A 22,465-nucleotide genomic window follows, 5' to 3' on the forward strand; every position below is an offset into this window, starting at 1 on the left:
TACCTTTCGTAGCTAGACCTGACTTAAGCGAACTGCTTGCCGAAAGCGTCCAGAGCGGCCTTGAGCTTGCCCTTGGCTTCGTCGCCCAGATCCTTGGTGTTGCGGATCAGGTCGAGCAGATCGCCATGCTGCGAACGCAGGAAGCTGAGCAGTTCGGCTTCATATTCCGTCACGCGGTTGGTCGGGATCGAGTCCAGATAACCGTTGGTGCCCGCGAAGATGACGCAGGTCTGCTCTTCAAAACCGAGCGGCGAGAACTGAGCCTGCTTGAGCAGCTCGGTCAGACGCGCACCGCGGTTCAGCAGCTTCTGGGTCGAAGCGTCGAGGTCCGAACCGAACTGAGCGAACGCGGCCATTTCGCGATACTGGGCCAGCTCCAGCTTGATCGAGCCGGCAACCTTCTTCATCGCCTTGGTCTGAGCCGACGAACCCACGCGCGACACCGACAGACCAACGTTAATGGCCGGACGGACGCCCTGATAGAACAGGCCGGTTTCAAGGAAGATCTGGCCGTCGGTGATCGAGATCACGTTGGTCGGAATGTAGGCCGACACGTCGCCCGCCTGCGTTTCGATGATCGGCAGAGCGGTCAGCGAACCGGCGCCCATGTCATCGTTCAGCTTGGCAGCGCGTTCCAGCAGACGCGAGTGGAGATAGAACACGTCGCCGGGATAGGCTTCGCGGCCCGGGGGACGACGCAGCAGCAGCGACATCTGACGATAAGCCACAGCCTGCTTGGAAAGGTCGTCATACACGATCACGGCGTGCATCGCGTTGTCGCGGAAGAATTCGCCGATGGCCGCACCGGTGTAGGGCGCCAGATACTGCAGCGGAGCGGGCTCCGAAGCGGTGGCGGCGATCACGACCGAATATTCCATCGCGCCGTTTTCTTCGAGCTGACGCACGATCTGCGCGACGGTCGAACGCTTCTGACCCACGGCGACGTAGATGCAGTACAGCTTCTTCGATTCGTCATCACCGGCGTTGACGGCCTTCTGGTTGATGAACGTGTCGATCGCCACGGCGGTCTTGCCGGTCTGACGGTCGCCGATGATCAGTTCGCGCTGGCCGCGGCCAACCGGAACCAGAGCGTCAATGGCCTTCAGGCCCGTCTGCACGGGTTCATGCACCGACTTACGCGGGATGATGCCCGGAGCCTTGACTTCGACGCGGCTGCGCTTGTCCGAGATGATCGGACCCTTGCCGTCGATCGGGTTGCCAAGAGCGTCAACCACGCGGCCCAGCAGGCCCTTGCCCACCGGAACGTCCACGATGGTGCCGGTGCGCTTGACGGTGTCGCCTTCCTTGATCTCGCTGTCCGAGCCGAAGATCACGACGCCGACATTGTCGGCTTCCAGGTTCAAGGCCATGCCCTGAACGCCATTGGCGAATTCCACCATTTCACCGGCCTGGACCTTGTCCAGACCATGGATGCGGGCGATACCGTCACCCACCGAGAGCACAGAGCCTACTTCCGAAACCTGAGCTTCGGTGCCGAAGTTGGCAATCTGGTCCTTGATGACCTTCGAGATTTCAGCGGCGCGAATTGTCATGTTCAGCCTTTCATCGAACCTTGTTGGGGGCTGTGGCCCCGCAATCGACCCTTTAGGAGGGGCCTGTTAGCCCCTCATCTTTTGGGCGAGAGAATTGAGACGGGTGCGGATCGAGCTGTCGATCTGCTGGCTGCCGATGCGCACGACCAAACCGCCAAGCAGTTCGGGATCGACGCTGGTCTTCAGCTTGATGGCCTTGCCTTCACGAGCAGCAAGCTTGCCCGACAGGGCGGCAAGCTGATCGTCGCTCAGCGGGTGGGCGCTGGTTACCTGCGCCGTCACTTCGCCGCGCGCAGCCGCCGCGATGGCGGCAAAGGCACGGATGATGTCGGGCAGGGCCGAAAGGCGACGGCCAGCAGCCAGCACGCCAAGGAATTTGCGGGTTACGTCACCAAGGCCAAGGACCCCGGCCACACCCTCGACCGCACGGCCAGCCGCATCGCGGCTGATCTGCGGGTTACGAATCAGGGCGGACAGGTCGTCGGATTCGGCAATTGCCGCACCCAGCGCCTCAAGGTCCGCTTCTACGGCGCTAACCACGCCCAAATCCTGCGCCAGTTCAAACAGGGCGGACGCGTAGCGCCCCTGAAGACTGGCAGTAATGCCGGCGGAATTGTCCACGCTTTTACGTCCCCTCTTGCCGGAAGGCTCTATGCCGGTTCGCAAAGGAAAGGACACGCAGGGTTAAACTGCGTATCTGTCCCCCTTGGGCGGCGCGCATAGCGACGATTACCGCGCGATGCAAGCGGCCCATTGCCACCTGATTCCAAAGTCCATGGTCGAGCGCAAAGTCGGCCCGTTTGTCTGAGAAATGCGCAATGCATTCCTATGCGTCAGTTTGCCCGAAAAAACTTTGATCGCAAGGGGTGGGAAGCATCGCCCCGGCGCCTGTGCTAGGCATGTTTTCATGGACTGCGATCAAACAGAACTTTTTTGGGAAAACGTGGTGGCACGCGACAAGGGCGCCGATGGCCGCTTCGTTTTCGCGGTTTCGACCACGGGCATCTATTGCCGCCCGTCCTGTCCGGCGCGGCGGCCGTTGCGCGATCATGTTCGATTCTTTGCCGATGGCGATGCGGCGCGCGTCGATGGCTTCCGCCCATGCCTGCGCTGTCGCCCCGATGAGGCGGGGCGCGATGGTGCGGCGGTCGAGGTTGCGCTGCGCATGATGGGCGATGATGCGCCTTCTTTAACCGTTCTGGCCGAGGCGACCGGATATAGCCCGTCGCATTTCCAGCGAATCTTCAAACGGGCCACCGGCCTGTCACCCGCCGCCTATGCCCGCGCCCGCAGGATCGAGCGCGCGGGACAGGTGCTGGGGCAGCAATCCGTCACCGAGGCAATCTATGCTTCAGGCTTTGGCGGACCCTCCACCTTCTATCGCAATGCAAAGGAGCGCATGGGCATGACCCCATCGGCATGGGCCAAGGGTGGCCAAGGCGTCACCATTCACTGGGCGGTGATGCCCACCACTTTGGGCGCGATGCTGGTGGCCGCCACGGATCGCGGCATCTGCCGACTGGCGTTTGGTGTGGGCGTCGAGGATTTGCGCGCCCTTTTCCCCCATGCCGAACTGGTCGAAGGGGGCGAGGCGTTCAAAACCCTCTTTGCGCGGGTTCTAAGCGCCGTGGAGGCCCCCGGCGAGGCATCGGACATTCCTCTCGACGTGCGCGGCACCGCCTTTCAGGAGTCCGTCTGGACCGCCCTGCGTCAGATCCCGGCGGGCGAGACGCGATCTTATGCACAGCTTGCCGCCGCCATCGGCCGCCCTGCCGCCTGCCGCGCGGCGGGCAGCGCCAATGGGGCCAATCGTGTGGCGGTGCTGATCCCCTGCCACCGGGTTATCCGGGGCGATGGCGCGCTGGGCGGCTATGCCTGGGGCGAGGGGGTGAAGAAGGAGTTGCTGGCGCGTGAGGGCGTTCAGACGAAGGAATAAGGGTCGATGTCGATGCTGACGCGCACGCCTTGCGGGAATTTGAGCGCGCCCAGCCATTCGCGCAGCACCTTCTGCAATTCCGCGCTGCGTTTCGCATTGACGAGCAGGCGATAGCGATAACGCCCGCGCAGCAAGGATAAAGGCGCGGGCGCGGGGCCGAGGATCGCCACATCGGGCAGATTGGGCCGCGTGCCGCCAATCGCGCGGGCGGCTTCTTTGGCTTCGGATTCCTCTTCGCTCGATACAATGATCGCGGCCCAGCGGCCAAAGGGCGGCGCGCCCGCATGGCGGCGGCCCTCGGCCTCGGCCTCGTAAAAGGCATCGCGGTCGCCAGCCGCCAGCGCGGCGATGACGGGCGCGGTGGGATGGCGGGTCTGGATCAGCACCTCGCCCGGCTTTTCCCCGCGCCCCGCGCGCCCGGCCACCTGCGCGATCTGTTGATAGGACCTTTCGCCCGCGCGCAGATCGCCGCCTTCAAGGCCGAGGTCGGCATCAATCACCCCCACCAGCGTCAGGTCGGGAAAGTGATAGCCCTTGGTCACCAATTGCGTGCCGACGATCACGTCGATCATCTTGTTTTCCGCCGCCGCGACAAATTCGGCCACCTTATCCGGCGTATTCATCGTGTCTGACGTCACCAGCGCCACGCGGGCCTCGGGCAATATCTGCGCCACCTCATCGGCAATGCGCTCCACACCGGGGCCACAGGCCACCAGACAATCCGCCTCGCCGCATTCGGGACAGGCGGTGGGCATCGGCTGCTCCTGTCCGCAATGGTGGCAGGCGAGGCGGCGCGAGAGGCGATGTTCGACCAGCCACGCGCTGCACGTATCGCATTGAAACCTATGGCCGCAGGACCGGCACAGCGTCAAAGGCGCATAGCCGCGCCGGTTGAGGAACAGCAGCGACTGCTCTCCCTTCTCCAGCCTCTCCACCAGCTTTTTGACCAGAGGCGGCGAAATCCAGTGGTTTCGTTCGGGCGGATGCTGGATCAGATTGACGATCTGAATATCGGGCAATTGCGCTCCCCCGAAACGGTCGGGCAGGATGATCCGCTTGTATACGCCCGCCTCGGCCAGCGTCAGGCTTTCGAGCGCAGGCGTGGCCGAGGCCAGCACGACCGGGATCTTTTCAAACCTGGCGCGAATCACCGCCACATCGCGGGCATTATAGCGCACGCCATCATCCTGCTTGAACGAGACCTCATGGGCCTCGTCCACCACGATCAGGCCGAGGCGCGGAAAGGGCAGGAACAGTGCCGAGCGCGCGCCCACCACCACCTGCGCCTGCCCCCCGGCAATCGCGCGCCATGCCCGGCGACGCTCGGCGGATTTGAGGCTGGAGTGCCACAGCACCGGCTCCACCCCGAAACGCGCCTCGAACCGGCGCAGGAAATTCTGCGTCAGCGCGATTTCGGGCAGCATCACCAGAACCTGCCGCCCCAGTCGGATCGCCTCGGCCACGGCTTCGAAATAGGTCTCGGTTTTGCCCGATCCGGTCACGCCGTCGAGCAGGAAGGGGGCAAATAATCCGCCGCGCACCGCATCGACCATCTGATCGGCGGCCTCCTGCTGTCCATCGGACAAGTCGGGTTGGTCAAACGCTGGATCGGCGGGCGGATAGGGCCGGTCGAGATCAACCCGCACCGTTTCCATCATCGCGCCATTGACCATGCCGCGCAGCACCGCCTCGGTCACGCCAGCCGCCTCGGCCAATTCGCGCAAGGTCCCCTGCGCACCTTGCAAGGCTTCGAGCGCGGCAGCGCGTTGGGGCGTCAGACGCTTTGGCGGCTCTGCATCGGGTTTTAACCGATATTCGGTCATCATCCGCCCGCCCTGAAGCGCTGCGGTGGAGGACAAAGCCATCCGCGCCACGCTGGCCAAAGACGCGCAATAATAATCCGAGGTCCATTCGATCAACCGCCGCAAAGCCGCCGGCAAAGGCGGCACCGGCAGCACCGAGAGCAAAGGCCGCAGCCGATTGTCGCCCACTTCCTCGCCGGGCAGACGGTCAGCCTCCCACACGATGCCCATCACTTGCCGGGGGCCAAGCGGGGCGAGGACCACGCTGCCATGCTCGACCTCCATGCTATGGGGCACGCGGTAATCCAGCACCGGCAGGGCGGAGTTCATCACAAGCAGGCGGGCGCGGGTCATGGCTTCCCTATGGGGCGGGTGCATAGGAACCGCAAGGCTAGTAAAGGGGGTTGGGTATCGCGCCGCACCTGCCTATAGGCGGTCCTCAGCCGCATTACAGAATCGCGCCCGCCCGCCGGGCCAAACTCAAGTCAGGGGACACCCCATGAAGTTTTTCGTCGACACCGCCGAGATCAACGACATCAAGGAACTGGCCGCCACGGGCCTGCTGGATGGCGTCACCACCAACCCTTCGCTGATCGCCAAGTCGGGCCGTGATTTCCTCGAAGTCACCAAGGAAATCTGCGGCATCGTCGATGGCCCGGTTTCGGCCGAAGTCATCGCGCTGGATCACGAAGGCATGATGCGCGAGGCCGAAATCCTGCGCAAGATCGCCGACAATGTCTGCATCAAGGTTCCTCTGACCATCGACGGTCTCAAGACCTGCAAGGCGCTGACCAGCGACGGCACCAAGGTGAATGTGACCCTGTGCTTCTCGGCCAATCAGGCTCTGCTGGCCGCCAAGGCGGGCGCTTCGTTCATCTCGCCCTTCATCGGCCGTCATGACGACAACGGCTTTGATGGCATGGATCTGATCCGCGACATCCGCCTGATCTATGACAATTATGCCTATGAAACCGAAATTCTGGCCGCCAGCATCCGTCACGGCGTGCATGTGCTGGAATGCGCGCGCATCGGCGCCGATGTGATGACCGCGCCGCCCGCCGTCATCAAGGGTCTGGTCAAGCATGTCTTGACGGACAAGGGCATTGAAGGCTTCATGGCGGACTGGGCCAAGACGGGCCAAAGCCTTTAATAGAATCAAGGGATAGACATTGGCCGAGGACACTCCTCTCGACCGCTTCAAGGCTGCGCTGACCGGCGCCTCGCGGGCAATTGCCGAGCGGGGCGACATCGAGGTGAACTGGAGCCCCGATAACCCCAGCCAGACGGGCACGACCTTTCGTGTCCCGATGCCGGGGCGGGGCATCCCGCGCGCCGCCGCCATGGAGGCGCGCGGCTTTGCCGATTCCTATGCGCTGCGGTTGAAGCACCATAATGAGGTGCTGCACCGCAAGAATGCGCCGACCGAACCGGTGGCCCGCGCGGCCTATGATGCGGTGGAAACCGTGCGCTTTGAGGCGCTCGGGGCCAATGACTATGCCGGGATGCGCGAAAATCTGGGCGCGGCGCTGGATATGCGGATGGCCACCGACGCCATCGCCCGCGCCGAACGCGCCGAACAAGTGCCGATGCATACCGCCCTGGCGCTGATCCTGCGCGAGAAGCTGACCGGCCAGCCGATCCCGGAAATGGCGAAAGGCGGTGTTGAAATGCGCCGCGCCTTTATCGAGGACAAAGCGGGCGGCGATATTGCCGCGCTGGCCGACAAGCTGGGCGATCAGAAGGCGTTTCAAAGCCTTGCTCTGGACATGCTGCGCCATCTGGAATTGACCCAACCCGAAGCCGTGGACGAACCCGGCGAGGATGAGGACAATGAGGACGCCGAGCAGGACAAGGAAGAGCAGAGCGACGAGGATCAGCCCGGACAGGAACAACAGCCCGTCGAAATGGCCGCAGACCGCAGCCAGGGCGACGAGCAGGGCGACAGCGACCAGCAGAGCGAGATCGAAGATCAGGGCGAGATGGACGACGAGGGCGAGGACAGCGAGGAGGGCATGTTGCCCACCCGTCCGAACCGCCCCTGGACCGATCTGCCCAATGACTTTGATTACAAGGTCTTTTCCGAGAAATATGATGAAGTTATCGCCGCGCATGATCTGTGCGACGATGATGAACTGACGCGCCTGCGCACCTATCTGGATGCGCAGTTGAAGGGCTTGCAGGGCATCGTCACGCGTCTGGCCAATCGTCTTCAACGCCGCCTGATGGCCCAGCAGAACCGCAGTTGGGACTTCGATCAGGAGGAGGGCATTCTTGATGCCGCGCGCCTGTCGCGCATCGTCGTCGCCCCCGGTTCCTCGCTCAGCTATAAGGTTGAGCGCGATGTCGAGTTCAAGGACACGATCGTCACGCTGCTGATCGACAATTCCGGGTCGATGCGCGGGCGGCCGATTTCGATTGCCGCCATTTCCGCCGACGTTCTGGCGCGCACGCTCGAACGCTGCGGGGTGAAGACCGAGATTCTGGGCTTTACCACCCGCGCGTGGAAGGGTGGGCAATCGCGTGAGGCGTGGCTGGCGGCGGGCAAGCCTGCACATCCGGGCCGTCTCAATGACTTGCGCCACATTGTTTATAAAAAGGCTGATGAGCCTTGGCGCCGCGCACGCAAGAATCTCGGCCTGATGATGCGCGAGGGGCTGCTTAAAGAGAACATTGACGGCGAGGCGCTGAAATGGGCGCATGACCGCCTGCTCTCGCGGCCGGAGGATCGGCGCATCCTGATGGTGATTTCCGATGGCGCGCCGGTCGATGACAGCACGCTCTCGGTCAATGCGGCGGGTTATCTTGAGGGCCATCTGCGCCGCGTGATCGGCTGGATCGAGAATAAGTCGCCGGTGCAACTGGTGGCGATCGGCATCGGCCATGATGTGACGCGATACTATCGCCGCGCGGTGACGATCATGGATGTCGAGCAACTGGGCGGCACGATGATCGAGCAATTGGCGGGCTTGTTCGAGGACGATTAAGCGGGGGGGATTGGATGCGGGGGCATGGGTTGGCGGCACTGATCGCGCTGGGGCTTGTCACGCAGGCTTTGGCGTTAAACCCGTCTCCCGCGCCCCGAGCAGAGAGGGAGCGCCCCGGCGCCAACGAACCGCTGGTCGCCATTGAGGTGATGACCGGCCTTTCCAGCCAGACCAGCCATCGCGGCGATATGTTCCCGATCCGGCTGGTCGAACCGGTGATGGTCGATGGAGAGCAGGTGCTGGCCGCCGGCGCGCTGGGCGTGGGCGAGGTGATTGAGGCCAAGCCTGCGCGTGGGGGCGGCACGCCGGGTATTCTGACGCTGGGCCTGCGCTATCTGGAGGTGGGGGGACGGCAAATTCCGTTGCGTCTGGCCGACCCGACGATGAAGGGGCGCGACCGGATGGCGGGCGACCTGAAATCGGCTGAGCGCAATGTGTTCATCTCGCCGATCCGTACGCTGCCGCTCAATCTGATAACGGTGTTCCGCGAAGGGGGGGAGGTGGCGCTGGCGGCGGGCACGCGAACAGCGGCCTATCTGACATGGCAGGATGGGGTGGCTGCGGTGGCGGCGCCTTCGGACAAGCGGGCGCTGGTGGTGTTTTTCCGCCCCGCCGCGCTGTCTTGGCGGGCTATCGGCTGCACCGTGTCCGAGGATGGGCGCAAGGTTTCCTCGCTGGGTTCGGGGCGGTGGTTTGCGGCCTCGGTTTCGCCCGGAACGCATATATTTCGCGCCACCGGCGAGACGCGCGATGAATTGCGGATGGATCTGGCGGCGGGGCAGGTCGCCTATGTCGCCTGTCGGATGCGGATGAGCGCGCTGATCGCGCGGCCGACGCTGATGCCTGCGTCCAAGAGCGAATATGGCGCGCAGAAATTGAAGATGATCGACGAGGATGACATGGGCCTTGCCGAGGCGGGAGCGCTGCGCGGGGACGCAGTGATGGGGCTGCCCATGGCGATGCGGCCCTGAGACATCTTGATCCTCGCGCCCTCTTGACCTTTGCCGCGCGGCAGGGATAGGCCCCTGCCATGACCGAGCAAACGCCCCTCCAGCTGTTTAACAGCCTGACCCGCCAGATGGAAACCTTCACCCCCGTCCATCCGGGCGAGGCGAGGGTCTATTCCTGCGGGCCGACGGTCTATAATTACCCCCATATCGGCAATATGCGCGCTTATGTCTTTGCCGATATTCTGGGCCGCACGCTCTCGTTCAAGGGGCTCAAACTCACCCATGTGATCAATATCACCGATGTGGGTCATCTGACCGATGACGCGGATGCGGGCGAGGACAAGATGGAGAAGATGGCCGCCAAAGAGGCCAAGTCGATCTGGGACATCGCCGAGCATTACAAGCAGGCCTATTGGGCCGACGTGCGCGCGCTGAACATTCGCCAGCCTGCGCAATGGACCATCGCCACCGATTACGTGCCGCAGATGATTGAATTTGCAAAAAAGATCGCGCCCACCCATTGTTATGAACTGGAGAGCGGGCTCTATTTCGACGTGTCGACCGTGGCCGATTATGGGCGGTTGGCGCGTGCAAACACCGAAGAGGGTGAAGGCCGCATCGAAAAGGTCGATGGCAAGCGCAATGCCGCCGACTTTGCCATCTGGCGCAAGACGCCGCAGGGCGAGACGCGCCAGATGGAATGGGACAGCCCATGGGGTCGCGGCGCGCCGGGCTGGCATCTGGAATGCTCGGTCATGAGCGGCGAGGTGCTGGGCTTTCCATTCGACATCCACACCGGCGGGATCGACCACCGCGAAATCCACCATCCCAATGAAATTGCGCAGAATCAGGCGGCGTGCGGGTGTGGCTCGCTGGATGTGGCGGCTCATTCGGGCGCGCAATTCTGGATGCACAACAATTTCCTCGTCGAACGCAGCGGGAAAATGTCGAAATCCTCGGGCGAGTTTCTGCGCCTGCAATTGCTGATCGACCGGGGGTATCACCCGCTGGCCTATCGCCTGATGTGCCTTCAGGCGCATTATCGCAGTGAACTGGAGTTTAGCTGGGAAGGTCTGGGCGCGGCGCTGGTGCGGTTGAAGCGCCTTTTGATGGCCACGGCGCAGGTGAAGGCGCAATGCGCCGACGCCGGTTATGCCGCCATCGGCGGCTGGGGCCAGAAGATCGCGCCTTTGATGGAGCGTTTCGATACCGCGATCAGCGATGATCTGAACACTGCGGTGGCGCTGACGCTTCTGGAAGAAGTGGCCGGGATGAAGAAGGTGCCCGCGGTGGAAAAGCTGGGCGCGATCACGGCAATGGACAATGTGCTGGGGCTGAACCTGCTGGGTCTTGAGCGGGCAGATCTGCGTCTGCGCCCCAAAACTGCGACCATCACCGAGGAAGAGATCGAGGCGGTGCTGGTTCAGCGTAAGGAAGCGCGCGCGGAAAAGGATTTTGCCCGTTCTGACGCTTTGCGTGATGAACTGGCCGCGCGCGGGGTGGAAGCGATGGATGGCGACCCGCTGGGTTGGGAATGGAAACTGGCCTGATGCGGAGATGCAAGGGGCATGACGCCCCTTGCCCGCCAAAGGCACAGGGTTCACCCATCAGCCAGCAGCAGGAATTCGGCCTCCACCACCATCCGTTCGACCGGCAGCGTCACATGCGTGACCTCGGCCACCACGGCATCGGCGACCAATTGGCCGCGGATGGTGAACTCATGCTCGGGCAGCACGGTGACGAATTCATCGGCCGCCGCCGCGCCATCCTTGCCGTTGAAGAGCAGGGTGATCGTGTGGCGCGTGCCGTGAAAGGTCGCGCTGGCCCAGGGACGCTCGCCATGCGAGATCAATTCGCCATGTTCGCCCGCCAGACGCATCACCGCATCGAGCAATTGCACCGAAGGGTGGCGAACGCGGGCGCGCGGCGCACCCACGCCCTTGCCGGGATTCAGCCGGGCGGCGGGGCTGAAGAGGGCAACGCGCTGGGCATCGATGTCGTTGCTGGTGCGAAAATCAAAGCGCATGAGGCATCTCCGAATAGGTGTTGATATAAATTTCAATGCGATTGGCCAGATCGGACCGGGGACTGCGCCCATTGCGCATATCGCCCACAAGGCGCGGATCATGGGCGACGATGCGCCCAAACTTGGTCCACGGCATGCCGGTACGGCACAGGAAATCCTCAATCATTCGCAACAGCATGAAGGCCCCCTTTATTCCCTTGACGATTCGTCCGATTCGGCAAATCCGTTGCTCATTTGTTCTCATTCTTTTGCCATCTTGTCTAGGAAATTTCCTATGCTATAAATTTGGACATGGAACAGGAAAATGCCCGAACCGCTCTGATGGCTCTTTCGACTGAACGCGGGGTCAGTCTGGCGGCATTGTCGTCGCTGATTGGACGTAATTCCAGCTATTTACAGCAGTTCGTCAAGAAAGGGAGCCCGCGTAAGCTGGAGGAGGGGGACCGGCGAAAACTGGCTCAATTCTTCGGTGTGGACGAATCGCGGTTGGGCGGAATGGAGGAAAAATCTTTTTCTCCCATAGGAAAGCCGGCGCGTCAGCATTGGGTCGATGTTCCCCGCCTTGCGCTTGACGCCTCGGCCGGGCCGGGCGCGCTGGCGGACGGTGAGCAGCCCTTTGGCGCGCTGCGTTTCTCGCAAGGCTGGCTGCGGGGCATGGGGCTGAACCCGGCAGATCTGACGACGATCGCGGTGGCCGGGGATTCTATGCATCCCGTGCTCAATGATGGCGATGAGATTTTGGTGGACAGTTCACGCCGCGCCTTGCGCGATGGCATCCATGTGGTGCGCGTGGGGGACCATGTGCTGGTCAAGCGAATCGATATGGGGCATCCGGGGCGGGTGCGCCTGAAAAGCGACAATCCGGCCTATGATCCGATTGATCTGGCGCCCGAGGAAGTGGCCGTGATCGGCCGCGTGGTGTGGAAGGGCGGGCGGCTCTAAAACCGCCCGCCAGCCTCTTTTACTTAGTCCACTGGGCCAGCCAGTCGGCCAGCGCCTGAGGTGTCATCGAGCGCGCATCCGACAGGGCCGTCACCGAGGTGGTGGGGTTGAGCAGCTTGTTCGTGCGCGGATCGACAATGAACAGCGCGGGCACGCCCTTGGGCCGCGTCACGCCATAGGTGGCGCCAATGTCGAGGTTCTTGGTGTAGCGGCCCACATCGACCGTCACCAATTCATAATGCTTCTTCAGCCAAGGGTTCAGGCTGGGCAGCGCCATCGTCGCGGCCAGAATGCGGCAATCGGGGCACCAGTTGCCGCCCAGATCGACGATCACCAGTTTGTGCTCCTTTTTCGCGCGGGCGATGGCGGCGGTCACGTCCTTATGCGCATCGGCCGCCTCGTCATAGGGGAGAGGCAGCGGCTGGGGCAGGGCGGCAAAGCTGGCCTCGGGCAGGCGCGGGGCGGGGGCGGCCATGGCCGGGGCGGCAACAAGCGCGGCAGCGGCGGCGGCGAGGAAGAAACGCATCGGGTAATCCTTACTAAGTAGATAGAGTATATATAGCGATCCCTGCTGCTATCTCTACTGGCCATCGCGCGAGGCTGGCACTAGGATTTCCGTCATGGCTGAAAGCAAACCTACTGACACGCGTGCAAGCGGGGAACCGCCGCTGCGCATCCATCTCATCCCTGTCACTGCGTTCCAGCAGAATTGCTCGCTGGTGTGGTGTACGAAAACCATGCGCGGTGCGCTGATCGATCCGGGCGGCGATCTGGACAAATTGAAGGCCGAAGTCGCGGCGCGCGGCGTGACGCTGGAAAAGCTGCTGGTGACGCATGGGCATATGGATCACTGCGGGCTGGCGGGCGTGTTGGCGCAGGATCTGGGCCTGCCCATCGAAGGGCCGCATGAGGATGACCGCTTCTGGATCGAGGGGCTGGACAATCCCAATATGCGCATGGGGATTGCTGGCCAGAGTTTCGAGCCGGACCGCTGGCTGGTCGATGGCGATACGGTGAGCGTGGGCGAACTGGTGTTTCAGGTGATCCACTGTCCGGGCCATACGCCGGGCCATGTGGTGTTCTTCCATGAACCGTCGCGTCTGGCGATCGTGGGCGATGTCTTGTTTCAGGGCAGCATCGGGCGCACTGATTTCCCCAAGGGCAATCATCAGCAACTGATCGATTCGATTACCAAAAAGCTGTGGCCCCTGGGCAAGGACATCACATTCGTCCCCGGCCATGGGCCATGCAGCACATTTGGCCATGAGATGCTGACCAACCCGTTTGTGGGCAGCATCTATGGATAACATCGTTTAATTGTGGGCGGGCGGCGGTTCAGATCACGCGAACCGCCGTCAGCACCGCCACCACGGCAAGGGCCAGTTGCACCAGATAGGCGCTGGCCGTGCCGAAGGGGCGGCCGGGCTTGAAATTTCCGTCCATGCCAAAGGCGTGCATCACGCGCCCGCCCATGAACACTGCGCCCGCCACCGGCAGCCACCAGCCGCCCTTGCCCGCCAGTTCGACCACCGCGACGAGAATCAGGGTGATGGGCGTATTCTCGATAAAGTTCGATTGGGCCCGCATCCGGGCATAGATCAGCGGGTCATTACCATCACCCATTTCCACCTTTCGCGCGATGCGCAGCCGCCCGATGCGCACGCCAAGCCAGAAATTGATAACGGCCGCCGCCGCGCAAAGGCACAGAGTTGTGGGCAAAAGCACGGGTGTAAGGCCCAGCAGGTTCATATTTGTAACTCCCTTGCGATCTTTCATGGGCGCCATAGCCATCAGCGACTTGCAACGCACGAGAAATCCGGTATAGGCGCCGCTTCGCATCCGCCTATGCGGCAACGCATGTCTGGCGGCTTTTGTCGTCTAATTCGTATTTTTCAGGAATAGGTGCCGAAATGGCTGTCCCTAAGAGAAAAACTTCCCCCAGCCGTCGCGGCATGCGTCGCAGCCATGATGCGCTGAAGGTCGAAGCTTTCCACGAGTGCTCGAACTGCGGCGAACTGAAGCGCCCGCACAACCTCTGCCCGTCTTGCGGCCATTACAATGGTCGTGAGATCATCGCAGTCGGTCTTTGATGTCCGGCCCCCGGTTGGGGGCCTGTGAAGGGGTAGTTGCATCATGAATTTTCCGCGTATCGCAATCGACGCGATGGGCGGGGATGAAGGTGTGCAGGTCATGGTCGCTGGTGCGGCCTTGGCGGCGGACCGTTATCCGCAGGTGCGCTTCCTCCTCGTGGGTGACCAATCGAGGATTGAGCGGACGCTGGATCGACATTCGGCCCTGCGTCCGCTGGTAGAGATCCTCCACGCTGATGATGTCATCAGTGGGGAGGAAAAGCCAAGTCAGGCTCTGCGCCGCGCGCGAACCACATCGATGGGCATGGCTATCCATGCCGTTAAGAATGGTTCGGCAGGCGCGGCCCTGAGCGCCGGCAATACCGGCGCGCTCATGGCCATCTCCAAGCTGGCCCTGCGCACGATACCCGGCATTGACCGTCCGGCTCTGGCCGCGATCATGCCCACGCTTCAGCCCAGCGACGTTGTGATGCTCGATCTGGGCGCCAACACGGAATGCGACGCGCGCAATCTGGTGCAATTCGCGATCATGGGCGCTGCCTATGCGCGGATCGTGAACAGCCAGCCCGAGCCGCGTGTGCGCCTGCTGAACATCGGCACCGAAGACAATAAGGGCACCGAGGAATTGCGCGATGCCGCCGCTTTGCTCAAGGAGCGGGCCGGTGATCTCTCGATGGTCTTTGATGGCTTTACCGAGGCGGACAAGATCTGTCGCGGCGAGGTCGATGTCGTTGTAACCGATGGCTTTTCCGGTAATATCGCGCTTAAGGCGATTGAAGGCACCGCCCGTTTTGTGGGTGATCTGCTGCGCCGCTCTTTCTCGTCCTCGCTGCGTTCGAAGATCGGCTTTCTGATCTCACGCCCTGCGACCGACCTGCTCAAACATCATCTCGACCCCAATAATCATAATGGCGCCGTGTTTCTCGGCCTGAACGGGGTCGTTGTCAAAAGCCATGGCAGCGCGAATGCGCTGGGGGTGGCGAATGCGGTTGGGGTAACCCAACGGCTGCTGGAGGAAAATCTGACCGAACGGATCAAGGCTGACCTGGCAAGGCTCGGCACCGAAACGCTGCGCGCTCCTCACAAGGTTACGGCCGAGGCTGGGCAGGGATGACGCGGCGTTCGGTTCTGATCGGTACGGGCAGCGCGCTGCCCACGCGGGTTGTTCCCAATGCGGAACTGGCCGAAAAGGTTGATACCAGCGACGAATGGATCGTCGAGCGCACCGGTATCCGTCAACGCTATCTGGCGGGCGAGGGGGAAACGACCTCTTCGCTGGCCACGGCCGCGGCCCGGCAGGCACTTGAGGCTGCGGGCGTCGATGGCAAGGACGTTGACCTCATCATTCTGGCCACGGCGACCCCGGACCAGACCTTTCCGGCGACGGCCACGATCGTGCAGCATGCGATTGGCGCCAATGGCGGAATCGCCTTTGACGTGGCGGCGGTCTGCTCGGGCTTCCTTTATGCGATGGGCGTGGCCGATTCGATGCTGCGCTGTGGTCAGGCGCGTCGCGCGCTGGTGATCGGTGCGGAAACTTTCAGCCGCATCCTCGATTGGGAGGACCGCACGACCTGCGTTCTGTTCGGCGACGGCGCGGGCGCGGTGGTGTTGGAGGCGCGCGAAAGCGAGGACGCCAATGCTCCGGGCATTCTGGCGACCAAGCTTCATGCCGATGGCGCGCACAACCAGTTGCTCTTTGTCGATGGCGGCGTTTCGACCACCGGGGACGTGGGCAAGCTGCGGATGAAGGGGCGCGAAGTGTTCCGTCATGCCGTGGTCAATCTGGCCACTGTGCTTGGCGAAGTGCTTGAAGAAGCAGGGTTTAAGTCGGAAGATATCGACTGGCTGGTGCCGCATCAGGCCAATGCCCGCATCCTTGAGGCCACCGCCAAGAAGCTCCACATGCCTTCGGAAAAGGTCGTGGTGACGGTGCAGGATCATGCCAATACTTCGGCTGCATCGGTGCCTTTGGCGCTGGATTGCGCGATCCGCGATGGCCGGATCAAGCCGGGCCAGCTGGTCATGCTTGAGGCTATGGGCGGCGGATTTACATGGGGCGCAAGCCTGATCCGCATCTAAACCCTTTCTTTCGGATTTGCTTATATTGCGTCGAAATCGACGCGGGATAGCATTGTATTGCCCGCGATATTTGCTATCTTGTGGGGCGAGGGGTGCCCACAAGAGGCCTTTGGAGGGGATAATAGTGCGATCTATGTCTACGCTGACAAGAGCTGATCTGGCCGAAGCCATCAACCGCAAACTGGGCCTGTCGCGGGCCGATTCCCTCAACATGGTGGAATCGATTCTCGATCTGGTCTCAGACTCCCTTGCCGAGGGCGAGAACGTCAAGATCTCGGGCTTTGGCACCTTCCTGCTGCGCGACAAGAGCGAGCGCGTGGGCCGCAATCCCAAAACCGGTGTCGAAGTGCCGATCACGCCTCGCCGCGTGCTGACCTTCCGCGCCAGCCAGATGCTGAAGGACCGCGTCGCGGGTTAATCCGCGCGCGATCTGTAACAGGCAAGTGTGGCTGGCATGACGGAAAAAGCACCTGAGGCATTCCGCACCATTGGCGAAGTGTCCAAGGAACTGTCTATCCAGCCCCACGTGCTGCGCTATTGGGAAGAGCAATTCCCGATGTTGCGCCCGGTGAAGCGTGCCGGGGGGCGCCGCCTGTACCGGCCCGAAGATGTCGAATTGCTGCGCACCATCGACCGTCTGGTCCACCGCGAGGGGTTTACTCTGCGCGGAGCCAAGAAGTGGCTGCAATCGCGCGATAAGGTTGAACTGACGCCGGAACCCGATTCGCAACGCTCCGGTGATCCGCAATTGCTGGATGATCTGATCGCCCTGCGCGCGCAACTGGCCCGCGCGCTGGCGTAAAAGCTTAAAGCCTCTCCGGCCCCAACGCCGGATCGAGATCGCGCGGCCGCATCAGGTGAACCAGCCGCGCCTGTCCTTCCTCAATGTCTTTCCAGCTTGCTGCATCCACCTCCATCACTGCAAAGGCGGCGGTGGGGAATTTTTGCTCGACCACGTCGCGCAGAGGAGACGAACCATCATCGGGCACGAGGTCGAAGATCAGATCCTCCAACCCCGGATTATGGCCGACCAACAGCACCGATTCCACGCTGTCATCCTGATCGCGCAGCACATCAAGCAGCGAGGCCGAGGAGGCCAGATAAATCCGCCGGTCCCAATTCACCGGCAGCGCATGGCCATAACCGGCCCCCTGCGCGCCAAGCTCAATGGTTTCGGCCGCGCGCACTGCGGGTGAGGCCAGAATGCGATCCCAGCGCAGGCCTCGCTGCGCGCAATATTCGTCAATATGCTTGCCCATCAACGGCGCGCCCTTGCGCCCGCGTTCGTTCAATGGGCGGTCGAAATCGCGCGCGCGCGCATCGCCCCAATCGGATTTGGCGTGACGCAACAGGCCCAGCGTTTTCATATGTGTTCAACCAAATTGACGGCCATCCGGGCTTTGGGCCGGAGACTCGGACTGCGGAGAAGAAGCATCGCCTGAAGCATGGGCGCGCAGCCTTTGTAAAGCCTCAGATAGCGTGCAGCGCACAACCGGCGTTCCGGCGGGAAAGGCGGTCAGCAGGCGCGAGGGGAAGGCGGCGGACAGAACCACGAAATGCCCCCGGTCGCCGCGCCCTCGGATCAACCGGCCAAAGGCCTGCGCCAGGCGGGCGCGGATGATGCGGTCATCATGCGCCTGACCGCCCTGCGGATGGGCGAGACGCCGCGCGCGGTGCAGGATCGAGGGCTTGGGCCAAGGCACCTGCTCCATGATGACCAGCCGCAAAGAATCTCCCGGCACATCGACCCCGTCGCGCAAGGCATCGGTGCCCAGCAAAGACGCATGGGGATCATCGCGGAAAATATCGACCAGCGTGCCGGTATCAATCGGATCGACATGTTGGGCATAGAGCGGTAGGCCATTGCGCGCCATGCGGTCGGCAATCCGCCCATGCACCGCGCGCAGCCGCCGGATCGCGGTGAACAGGCCCAGCGCGCCGCCGCCGCTCGCCTCAATCAACTGCCCATAAGCCCCGGCCAGCGCCGGAATATCACCGCGCGGAATGTCGGTGACGATCAGCACCTCGGCCTGATTGGCATAGTCAAAGGGGCTTTCAAAGGCGGCCACTTCGGGCGCCACCTCGATATGCGGCGCGCCCGAACGCGCCACGGCGCCCTCCCAGCTTTGATCCCAATCTGCGTCCCCGGCCCGGTCGCGCAGCGTCGCGCTGGTCATCATCACCCCATGCGCGCCGTTCAGCACCGTGGCGGCAAAGGGCTGCATCGGATCGACCCAGCGGCGATGGAGCCCCATGTCATATTCGCGCCCATCGGCCCGGTCCACCGCCAGCCAGTCAACAAAGCCCGGATCGACCGGCCCCGACAGTCGCGCCAGCAAAGCCTCCCAAGCGGCGATCAGATCGACCCGCCATGTCAGGGATGAGCGCGCACCCTCGATCCGCGCGCGGCCTTGGCCATCCAGCCAGTCGGGCGGCTCGTCCATGATCGCCTCCAGTCGCAACCCCAACTGGATCAACGGTTTGCGCAGCCGAGCCAAAGCCTCGCCGGCCGCCAGCGCCGCCTCGATAAACGGGCCATCCAAGGAGGCCGCTTCGGTCTCCACGCCATAGCCCGCCTCCTGCCCGCCGCTCTCGTCGCGGGCAAAGGTCGTGGCGCGCACGGCGGCCAGCAATTGCTCGATTTCGCCGCTCGGCTCGCCCTCTACCACGCGTTGCAGCCAGCCATCGCCGGGCAGCGCCTCGGCCGCCTCACGCGCGGCGGCGATGGCGCGGGCGCCTGCTTCATCATAGCTGGCCACATCAGCAAGGCGGGCGGACAGGCCCCTGCGGCGGCCTTTCGATCCCTTTTCGGGCCCGATCACCCAGCGGCGCAATTCGATGGCCTCCGCGCCGGTCAGGTCGGCGGAAAAGGTGCTGTCGGCGGCCTCGAATACATGGTGGCCTTCGTCAAAGACGATGCGGGTGGGGCGCAGGGCGACATCCTTGCCCCGCGCGGCATTGACCATCACCAGCGCATGGTTGGCGATCACCAGATCGGCCTCGGCGCTGGCGCGTGCGGAGCGTTCGATGAAACATTTGCGGTAATGCGGGCAGCCAGCATAAACGCATTCGCCGCGCCGGTCGGTCAGCGAGGTGATCCCCCGTTGGCGGAACAAAGTCCCCAGCCAGCCCGGCAGATCGCCCCCGATCATATCCCCATCCTGCGTATAGGCGGCCCAGCGTGCGACCAGTTGCGCCAGGATCGCCGCCCGCCCGCCAAATCCGCCTTGCAGCGCATCCTCAAGGTTGAGCAGGCACAGGTAGTTCTCACGCCCTTTACGCACCACCACGCGGTTGGAATCGCCCCACACGCGCCGCGCCTCTCGCCGCAATTGGCGTTGCAGCGCCTTGGTATAGGTCGAGACCCAGACCGTCCCGCCGCTGGCATGGGCCCAGAGCGAGGCGGGGGCCAGATAGCCCAAAGTCTTGCCCGTGCCCGTGCCCGCTTCGGCCAGCAGCATGTGGGGCGCGCCGCGCGCGGTGCGGGGGGCGAAGATATGGGCGGCGCGGGCGGCATAATCCTGCTGGCCCTGACGCGCCTCGCTGCCATGGCCGGTGATATGGTCCAATTGGCCCAGCACATCGGCCTGCAGCAGATCGACCTGTGCGGGCTGGGGGCGCTCGGCGGTTTCCTCCCATTCGGGCAGGCGCGAAAACAGCCAGCGTTCGGCCCGCGCCGGTTTCTCAATCGCAGTGGCCAACACCGGCGCCCATGACCAGCGCAATTTGGCCAGCCCCTGCAACGCGGTCCATGCCCCTTCGCGCTCGGCCCAGTCGGGCGCGCCGCAATGGGCCAGCAGCGCGGCGGCGGCTTGTTGCAGCAGCAGCGGCACATCGGCATCGCCCGTCGGCTGTGCCAAACCCAGCGCTTGGGCCAGCCCCTTGGGTGTGGGCACGACAAAGCACGCAGGATGCACAAAGGCATAGAGTTCAAGCAGATCCAGCCCCGACAGATCGGGATAGCCCAGCCGACTGGCCACCAGCGGCGCGTTGAGGATCAGCAGCGGCGTATCGGCGGCGGTGACAATCGCCTCGCCCTTGCCCACCGCATTGGTGGCGCAGCCGCGCATACGCAGCCAGCAGCCGCTGTGATTGGCATGCAGAGCGGGCAGGTCCAGCGCGGCGGGCGGCGCATAAGGGGCGGGGGCGTCATCCATCGCCCCGACTGATGCCGGGGCGCGGGCGGCTTGGCAATGGAGGAGCGCCCGGTTTTACCCTGTCGGGAGAACAAAATGTGTTCGAAGTTGCCGGCGGCGTTTCCCTGCTTGCCATTTTGGGCCCCTTGGGCAAAAGGCGTGGCATTATGACAGACGAAGCACTTCTTGCCGCCGCACAGGTTTCCAAAGCATGGCCTTTCGAGGAGGCCCGCAAGATCGTGAAACGCTATCCGAACGGGAAACCGGGCGGAGAGCCGGTGCTGTTCGAGACGGGCTATGGCCCATCGGGCCTGCCGCATATCGGCACGTTTCAGGAAGTGTTGCGCACGACGCTGGTGCGCCGCGCCTACGAGGTGCTGACTGGCGCGCCCACGCGTCTGGTGGCGTTTTCGGATGATATGGACGGGCTGCGCAAGGTGCCCGACAATGTGCCCAATGGGCAGGTTCTGGCCGACAATCTGGGCAAGCCTTTGAGCCGCATTCCCGATCCTTTCGGCACGCATGAGAGCTTTGCGCATCATAACAATGCGATGCTGCGCGATTTCCTCGATCAGTTCGGTTTTGACTACGAGTTCGTTTCGGCCAGCGACCGCTATAATTCGGGCGCTTTCGATGATGCCTTGCGCGGCGTGCTGCGCGCCTATGACAAGATCATGGGCATCATGCTGCCGACCCTGCGCGAGGAACGCCGCAAGACCTATTCGCCGATCCTGCCGGTCAGCCCCAAGAGCGGGGTGGTGCTGCAGGTTCCCATCGAGGTGGTCGATGTCGAAACGGGCATGATCCGGTTCGAGGATGAGGGCGAAGTGATCGAACAGAGTGTGTTCGGTGGCCGGTCCAAGCTGCAATGGAAGGTTGATTGGGCCATGCGCTGGGTGGCGCTGGGCGTCGATTATGAAATGTGCGGCAAGGATCTGACCGACTCGGTGACGCAGAGCGGCAAGATCGCCCGCGTGCTGGGCGGGCAGAAGCCGGAGGGGCTGATCTATGAACTCTTCCTCGACGAGAAGGGCGAGAAGATCAGCAAGTCCAAGGGCAACGGCCTGACCATCGAGCAATGGCTGACCTATGGCAGCGAGGAGTCGCTGGGCTTCTACCTCTTCCGTGATCCCAAGAGCGCCAAGAGCCTGCACCCCGGCATCATCGGCCGCGCGGTGGACGAATATTGGCAGTTCCGCGAAAAGCTGGCTACGCAGCCGATCGAGCAGCAATTAGGCAATCCGGTGTGGCATTTGCTGCGCACCAATGGTTATCAGGGCGGTGAGGGCGAAAAACTGCCGGTCAGCTTTGGCCTGCTGCTCAATCTGGTCGGCGTGCTGGGCGCTCATGCCACGCGCGATCAGGTCTGGTCCTACCTTGCCAATTATGTCGAGGATGCCCGCCCCGAAGCCCATCCCGCGCTCGATGCGCTGGTGACGCGGGCACTGGCCTATAACCGCGACTTCATCGCGCCCACGCTGAACCGCCGCAAGCCCGAGGAAGGTGAAGCCGCAGCTCTGGCCGCGCTGGACGAAGAACTGGCCGCGACCAGCGACGACGCCACGGCCGAATTGCTGCAGAACATCGTCTATGAAATCGGCAAGGACCCGCATTTCGGCTTCGAGAGCCTGCGTGACTGGTTCAAGGCGCTGTACGAGACGCTGCTGGGCAGCTCGCAGGGGCCGCGTATGGGGTCGTTCATCGCGCTCTATGGCGTGGAGAATACGCGCAAGCTGATTGCTGAGGCGTTGGAAGGGTGATTGATGCGAGGGACTTGTCCCTCGCGCTCCCATTAATGTCTTCGTTGCGCCATGAGTTCGGCCAAGAGTGTCGGACCCAGCGTTTCAAAAATTAAAGCCTGCGGCGCCCAATAATCGCGCCGCAGGCTTTAATTTTATCAGCACCCAGACCCGCCTTCCAGCCCCCCCATTAACGGGATTGCAAAGGGACAAGTCCCTTTGCCC

General features: G+C 63.0%; 22 protein-coding genes. 13 read left to right on the forward strand and 9 right to left on the reverse strand.

Annotated elements, in window-relative coordinates; genetic code table 11:
• Nucleotides 1-23: 23 nt before the first annotated feature.
• Nucleotides 24-1,553: a F0F1 ATP synthase subunit alpha gene (atpA, locus tag GGR38_RS15675; RefSeq protein ID WP_172338586.1), complete on the reverse strand. Its 1,530-nt coding sequence runs from the start codon at nucleotides 1,551-1,553 to the stop codon at nucleotides 24-26.
• Between the two features lie 66 nt (nucleotides 1,554-1,619).
• The gene (locus tag GGR38_RS15680) at nucleotides 1,620-2,174 is read right to left on the reverse strand and encodes a F0F1 ATP synthase subunit delta (RefSeq protein ID WP_183627125.1); all 555 of its coding nucleotides are present in this window, start codon (nucleotides 2,172-2,174) and stop codon (nucleotides 1,620-1,622) included.
• 286 nt (nucleotides 2,175-2,460) lie between these two features.
• Here GGR38_RS15680 and ada point away from each other — a divergent pair, with 286 nt between their 5' ends.
• Complete coding sequence (gene ada / locus GGR38_RS15685) at nucleotides 2,461-3,489, forward strand: bifunctional DNA-binding transcriptional regulator/O6-methylguanine-DNA methyltransferase Ada (RefSeq protein WP_183627126.1); 1,029 nt, start codon at nucleotides 2,461-2,463, stop codon at nucleotides 3,487-3,489.
• On the opposite strand, the gene GGR38_RS15690 is transcribed toward ada, so the two are convergent.
• On the reverse strand, nucleotides 3,474-5,645 hold the full coding sequence (locus GGR38_RS15690; protein WP_183627127.1) for a primosomal protein N': 2,172 nt from the start codon (nucleotides 5,643-5,645) through the stop codon (nucleotides 3,474-3,476). The two genes, ada and GGR38_RS15690, sit on opposite strands and share 16 nt — an antisense overlap.
• A gap of 145 nt (nucleotides 5,646-5,790) precedes the next feature.
• Between GGR38_RS15690 and fsa the strand changes: the two genes are divergently transcribed.
• Genes fsa through cysS form a run of 4 tightly spaced genes read left to right on the forward strand, consistent with a single transcriptional unit; the run spans nucleotide 5,791 to nucleotide 10,775 of the window.
• A complete protein-coding gene (fsa, locus tag GGR38_RS15695; RefSeq protein ID WP_183627128.1) occupies nucleotides 5,791-6,441 on the forward strand; it encodes a fructose-6-phosphate aldolase in 651 nt (216 codons plus the stop codon).
• A gap of 19 nt (nucleotides 6,442-6,460) precedes the next feature.
• A complete protein-coding gene (cobT, locus tag GGR38_RS15700; protein ID WP_183627129.1) occupies nucleotides 6,461-8,275 on the forward strand; it encodes a cobaltochelatase subunit CobT in 1,815 nt (604 codons plus the stop codon).
• 29 nt (nucleotides 8,276-8,304) lie between these two features.
• Entirely contained in the window at nucleotides 8,305-9,246 is a 942-nt protein-coding gene (locus GGR38_RS15705; RefSeq protein WP_183627130.1) for a hypothetical protein, read from the forward strand.
• Nucleotides 9,247-9,305: 59 nt separating this feature from the next.
• Nucleotides 9,306-10,775 carry a cysteine--tRNA ligase gene (cysS, locus tag GGR38_RS15710; protein ID WP_183627131.1) on the forward strand — a complete coding sequence of 490 codons (1,470 nt, stop codon included), beginning with the start codon at nucleotides 9,306-9,308 and terminating at the stop codon, nucleotides 10,773-10,775.
• A 50-nt stretch (nucleotides 10,776-10,825) separates the two neighbouring features.
• Here cysS and GGR38_RS15715 read toward each other — a convergent pair whose 3' ends face one another.
• On the reverse strand, nucleotides 10,826-11,251 hold the full coding sequence (locus GGR38_RS15715; protein ID WP_246404752.1) for a hypothetical protein: 426 nt from the start codon (nucleotides 11,249-11,251) through the stop codon (nucleotides 10,826-10,828).
• Nucleotides 11,241-11,429, reverse strand: coding sequence for a hypothetical protein (locus GGR38_RS15720; RefSeq protein WP_183627132.1), 189 nt, complete (start codon nucleotides 11,427-11,429; stop codon nucleotides 11,241-11,243). The genes GGR38_RS15715 and GGR38_RS15720 overlap by 11 nt, the downstream gene beginning before the upstream one ends.
• Before the next feature lie 113 nt (nucleotides 11,430-11,542).
• On the opposite strand from GGR38_RS15720, the gene GGR38_RS15725 reads away from it, so the two are divergent.
• Nucleotides 11,543-12,193: a S24 family peptidase gene (locus tag GGR38_RS15725; protein ID WP_183627133.1), complete on the forward strand. Its 651-nt coding sequence runs from the start codon at nucleotides 11,543-11,545 to the stop codon at nucleotides 12,191-12,193.
• A 19-nt stretch (nucleotides 12,194-12,212) separates the two neighbouring features.
• Here the strand turns inward: GGR38_RS15725 and GGR38_RS15730 are convergent, their stop codons facing one another.
• Nucleotides 12,213-12,719 (reverse strand): thioredoxin family protein, encoded by a 507-nt coding sequence (locus GGR38_RS15730; RefSeq protein WP_183627134.1) that lies wholly within the window; start codon nucleotides 12,717-12,719, stop codon nucleotides 12,213-12,215.
• Between the two features lie 94 nt (nucleotides 12,720-12,813).
• Here GGR38_RS15730 and GGR38_RS15735 point away from each other — a divergent pair, with 94 nt between their 5' ends.
• Entirely contained in the window at nucleotides 12,814-13,500 is a 687-nt protein-coding gene (locus GGR38_RS15735) for an MBL fold metallo-hydrolase (protein WP_281379431.1), read from the forward strand.
• Between the two features lie 28 nt (nucleotides 13,501-13,528).
• On the opposite strand, the gene GGR38_RS15740 is transcribed toward GGR38_RS15735, so the two are convergent.
• Nucleotides 13,529-13,942 (reverse strand): MAPEG family protein, encoded by a 414-nt coding sequence (locus tag GGR38_RS15740; RefSeq protein WP_221227123.1) that lies wholly within the window; start codon nucleotides 13,940-13,942, stop codon nucleotides 13,529-13,531.
• Between the two features lie 161 nt (nucleotides 13,943-14,103).
• Between GGR38_RS15740 and rpmF the strand changes: the two genes are divergently transcribed.
• The 5 genes from rpmF to GGR38_RS15765 all read left to right on the forward strand — a co-directional run bounded on the left by rpmF (nucleotide 14,104) and on the right by GGR38_RS15765 (nucleotide 17,167).
• On the forward strand, nucleotides 14,104-14,283 hold the full coding sequence (gene rpmF, locus GGR38_RS15745) for a 50S ribosomal protein L32 (RefSeq protein ID WP_127707171.1): 180 nt from the start codon (nucleotides 14,104-14,106) through the stop codon (nucleotides 14,281-14,283).
• Between the two features lie 43 nt (nucleotides 14,284-14,326).
• Nucleotides 14,327-15,397 carry a phosphate acyltransferase PlsX gene (plsX, locus tag GGR38_RS15750; RefSeq protein WP_183627135.1) on the forward strand — a complete coding sequence of 357 codons (1,071 nt, stop codon included), beginning with the start codon at nucleotides 14,327-14,329 and terminating at the stop codon, nucleotides 15,395-15,397.
• Nucleotides 15,394-16,365 carry a beta-ketoacyl-ACP synthase III gene (locus tag GGR38_RS15755; protein WP_183627136.1) on the forward strand — a complete coding sequence of 324 codons (972 nt, stop codon included), beginning with the start codon at nucleotides 15,394-15,396 and terminating at the stop codon, nucleotides 16,363-16,365. The genes plsX and GGR38_RS15755 overlap by 4 nt, the downstream gene beginning before the upstream one ends.
• A 124-nt stretch (nucleotides 16,366-16,489) precedes the next feature.
• The gene (locus GGR38_RS15760) at nucleotides 16,490-16,783 is read left to right on the forward strand and encodes an integration host factor subunit alpha (RefSeq protein ID WP_484549395.1); all 294 of its coding nucleotides are present in this window, start codon (nucleotides 16,490-16,492) and stop codon (nucleotides 16,781-16,783) included.
• A 36-nt stretch (nucleotides 16,784-16,819) separates the two neighbouring features.
• A complete protein-coding gene (locus GGR38_RS15765) occupies nucleotides 16,820-17,167 on the forward strand; it encodes a MerR family transcriptional regulator (RefSeq protein ID WP_183627137.1) in 348 nt (115 codons plus the stop codon).
• Between the two features lie 4 nt (nucleotides 17,168-17,171).
• Here the strand turns inward: GGR38_RS15765 and GGR38_RS15770 are convergent, their stop codons facing one another.
• Complete coding sequence (locus GGR38_RS15770; protein ID WP_183627138.1) at nucleotides 17,172-17,732, reverse strand: SixA phosphatase family protein; 561 nt, start codon at nucleotides 17,730-17,732, stop codon at nucleotides 17,172-17,174.
• Nucleotides 17,733-17,738: 6 nt separating this feature from the next.
• Nucleotides 17,739-20,522, reverse strand: a complete 2,784-nt coding sequence (locus tag GGR38_RS15775; protein ID WP_183627139.1) for an ATP-dependent DNA helicase — start codon at nucleotides 20,520-20,522, stop codon at nucleotides 17,739-17,741.
• Between the two features lie 146 nt (nucleotides 20,523-20,668).
• Here GGR38_RS15775 and GGR38_RS15780 point away from each other — a divergent pair, with 146 nt between their 5' ends.
• Nucleotides 20,669-22,261 carry a lysine--tRNA ligase gene (locus GGR38_RS15780; RefSeq protein ID WP_183627140.1) on the forward strand — a complete coding sequence of 531 codons (1,593 nt, stop codon included), beginning with the start codon at nucleotides 20,669-20,671 and terminating at the stop codon, nucleotides 22,259-22,261.
• The last annotated feature ends 204 nt before the right edge of the window (nucleotides 22,262-22,465 follow it).

Source organism: Novosphingobium sediminicola (genome assembly GCF_014196525.1).
Classification (GTDB): Bacteria; Pseudomonadota; Alphaproteobacteria; order Sphingomonadales; family Sphingomonadaceae; genus Novosphingobium; species Novosphingobium sediminicola.

What these genes read in the sequence shown, in the direction of transcription:
- fsa (WP_183627128.1), top strand. Translation starts at nt 5,791, where the DNA reads ATGAAGTTTTTCGTCGACACCGCCGAGATCAACGACATCAAGGAACTG.
- GGR38_RS15720 (WP_183627132.1), bottom strand. Translation starts at nt 11,429, where the DNA reads ATGCTGTTGCGAATGATTGAGGATTTCCTGTGCCGTACCGGCATGCCG.
- cysS (WP_183627131.1), top strand. Translation starts at nt 9,306, where the DNA reads ATGACCGAGCAAACGCCCCTCCAGCTGTTTAACAGCCTGACCCGCCAG.
- GGR38_RS15735 (WP_281379431.1), top strand. Translation starts at nt 12,814, where the DNA reads ATGGCTGAAAGCAAACCTACTGACACGCGTGCAAGCGGGGAACCGCCG.
- ada (WP_183627126.1), top strand. Translation starts at nt 2,461, where the DNA reads ATGGACTGCGATCAAACAGAACTTTTTTGGGAAAACGTGGTGGCACGC.
- GGR38_RS15755 (WP_183627136.1), top strand. Translation starts at nt 15,394, where the DNA reads ATGACGCGGCGTTCGGTTCTGATCGGTACGGGCAGCGCGCTGCCCACG.
- GGR38_RS15730 (WP_183627134.1), bottom strand. Translation starts at nt 12,719, where the DNA reads ATGCGTTTCTTCCTCGCCGCCGCCGCTGCCGCGCTTGTTGCCGCCCCG.
- GGR38_RS15775 (WP_183627139.1), bottom strand. Translation starts at nt 20,522, where the DNA reads ATGGATGACGCCCCCGCCCCTTATGCGCCGCCCGCCGCGCTGGACCTG.
- GGR38_RS15715 (WP_246404752.1), bottom strand. Translation starts at nt 11,251, where the DNA reads ATGCGCTTTGATTTTCGCACCAGCAACGACATCGATGCCCAGCGCGTT.
- GGR38_RS15780 (WP_183627140.1), top strand. Translation starts at nt 20,669, where the DNA reads ATGACAGACGAAGCACTTCTTGCCGCCGCACAGGTTTCCAAAGCATGG.
- GGR38_RS15690 (WP_183627127.1), bottom strand. Translation starts at nt 5,645, where the DNA reads ATGACCCGCGCCCGCCTGCTTGTGATGAACTCCGCCCTGCCGGTGCTG.
- GGR38_RS15770 (WP_183627138.1), bottom strand. Translation starts at nt 17,732, where the DNA reads ATGAAAACGCTGGGCCTGTTGCGTCACGCCAAATCCGATTGGGGCGAT.
- GGR38_RS15725 (WP_183627133.1), top strand. Translation starts at nt 11,543, where the DNA reads ATGGAACAGGAAAATGCCCGAACCGCTCTGATGGCTCTTTCGACTGAA.
- GGR38_RS15765 (WP_183627137.1), top strand. Translation starts at nt 16,820, where the DNA reads ATGACGGAAAAAGCACCTGAGGCATTCCGCACCATTGGCGAAGTGTCC.
- GGR38_RS15740 (WP_221227123.1), bottom strand. Translation starts at nt 13,942, where the DNA reads ATGAACCTGCTGGGCCTTACACCCGTGCTTTTGCCCACAACTCTGTGC.
- atpA (WP_172338586.1), bottom strand. Translation starts at nt 1,553, where the DNA reads ATGACAATTCGCGCCGCTGAAATCTCGAAGGTCATCAAGGACCAGATT.
- rpmF (WP_127707171.1), top strand. Translation starts at nt 14,104, where the DNA reads ATGGCTGTCCCTAAGAGAAAAACTTCCCCCAGCCGTCGCGGCATGCGT.
- plsX (WP_183627135.1), top strand. Translation starts at nt 14,327, where the DNA reads ATGAATTTTCCGCGTATCGCAATCGACGCGATGGGCGGGGATGAAGGT.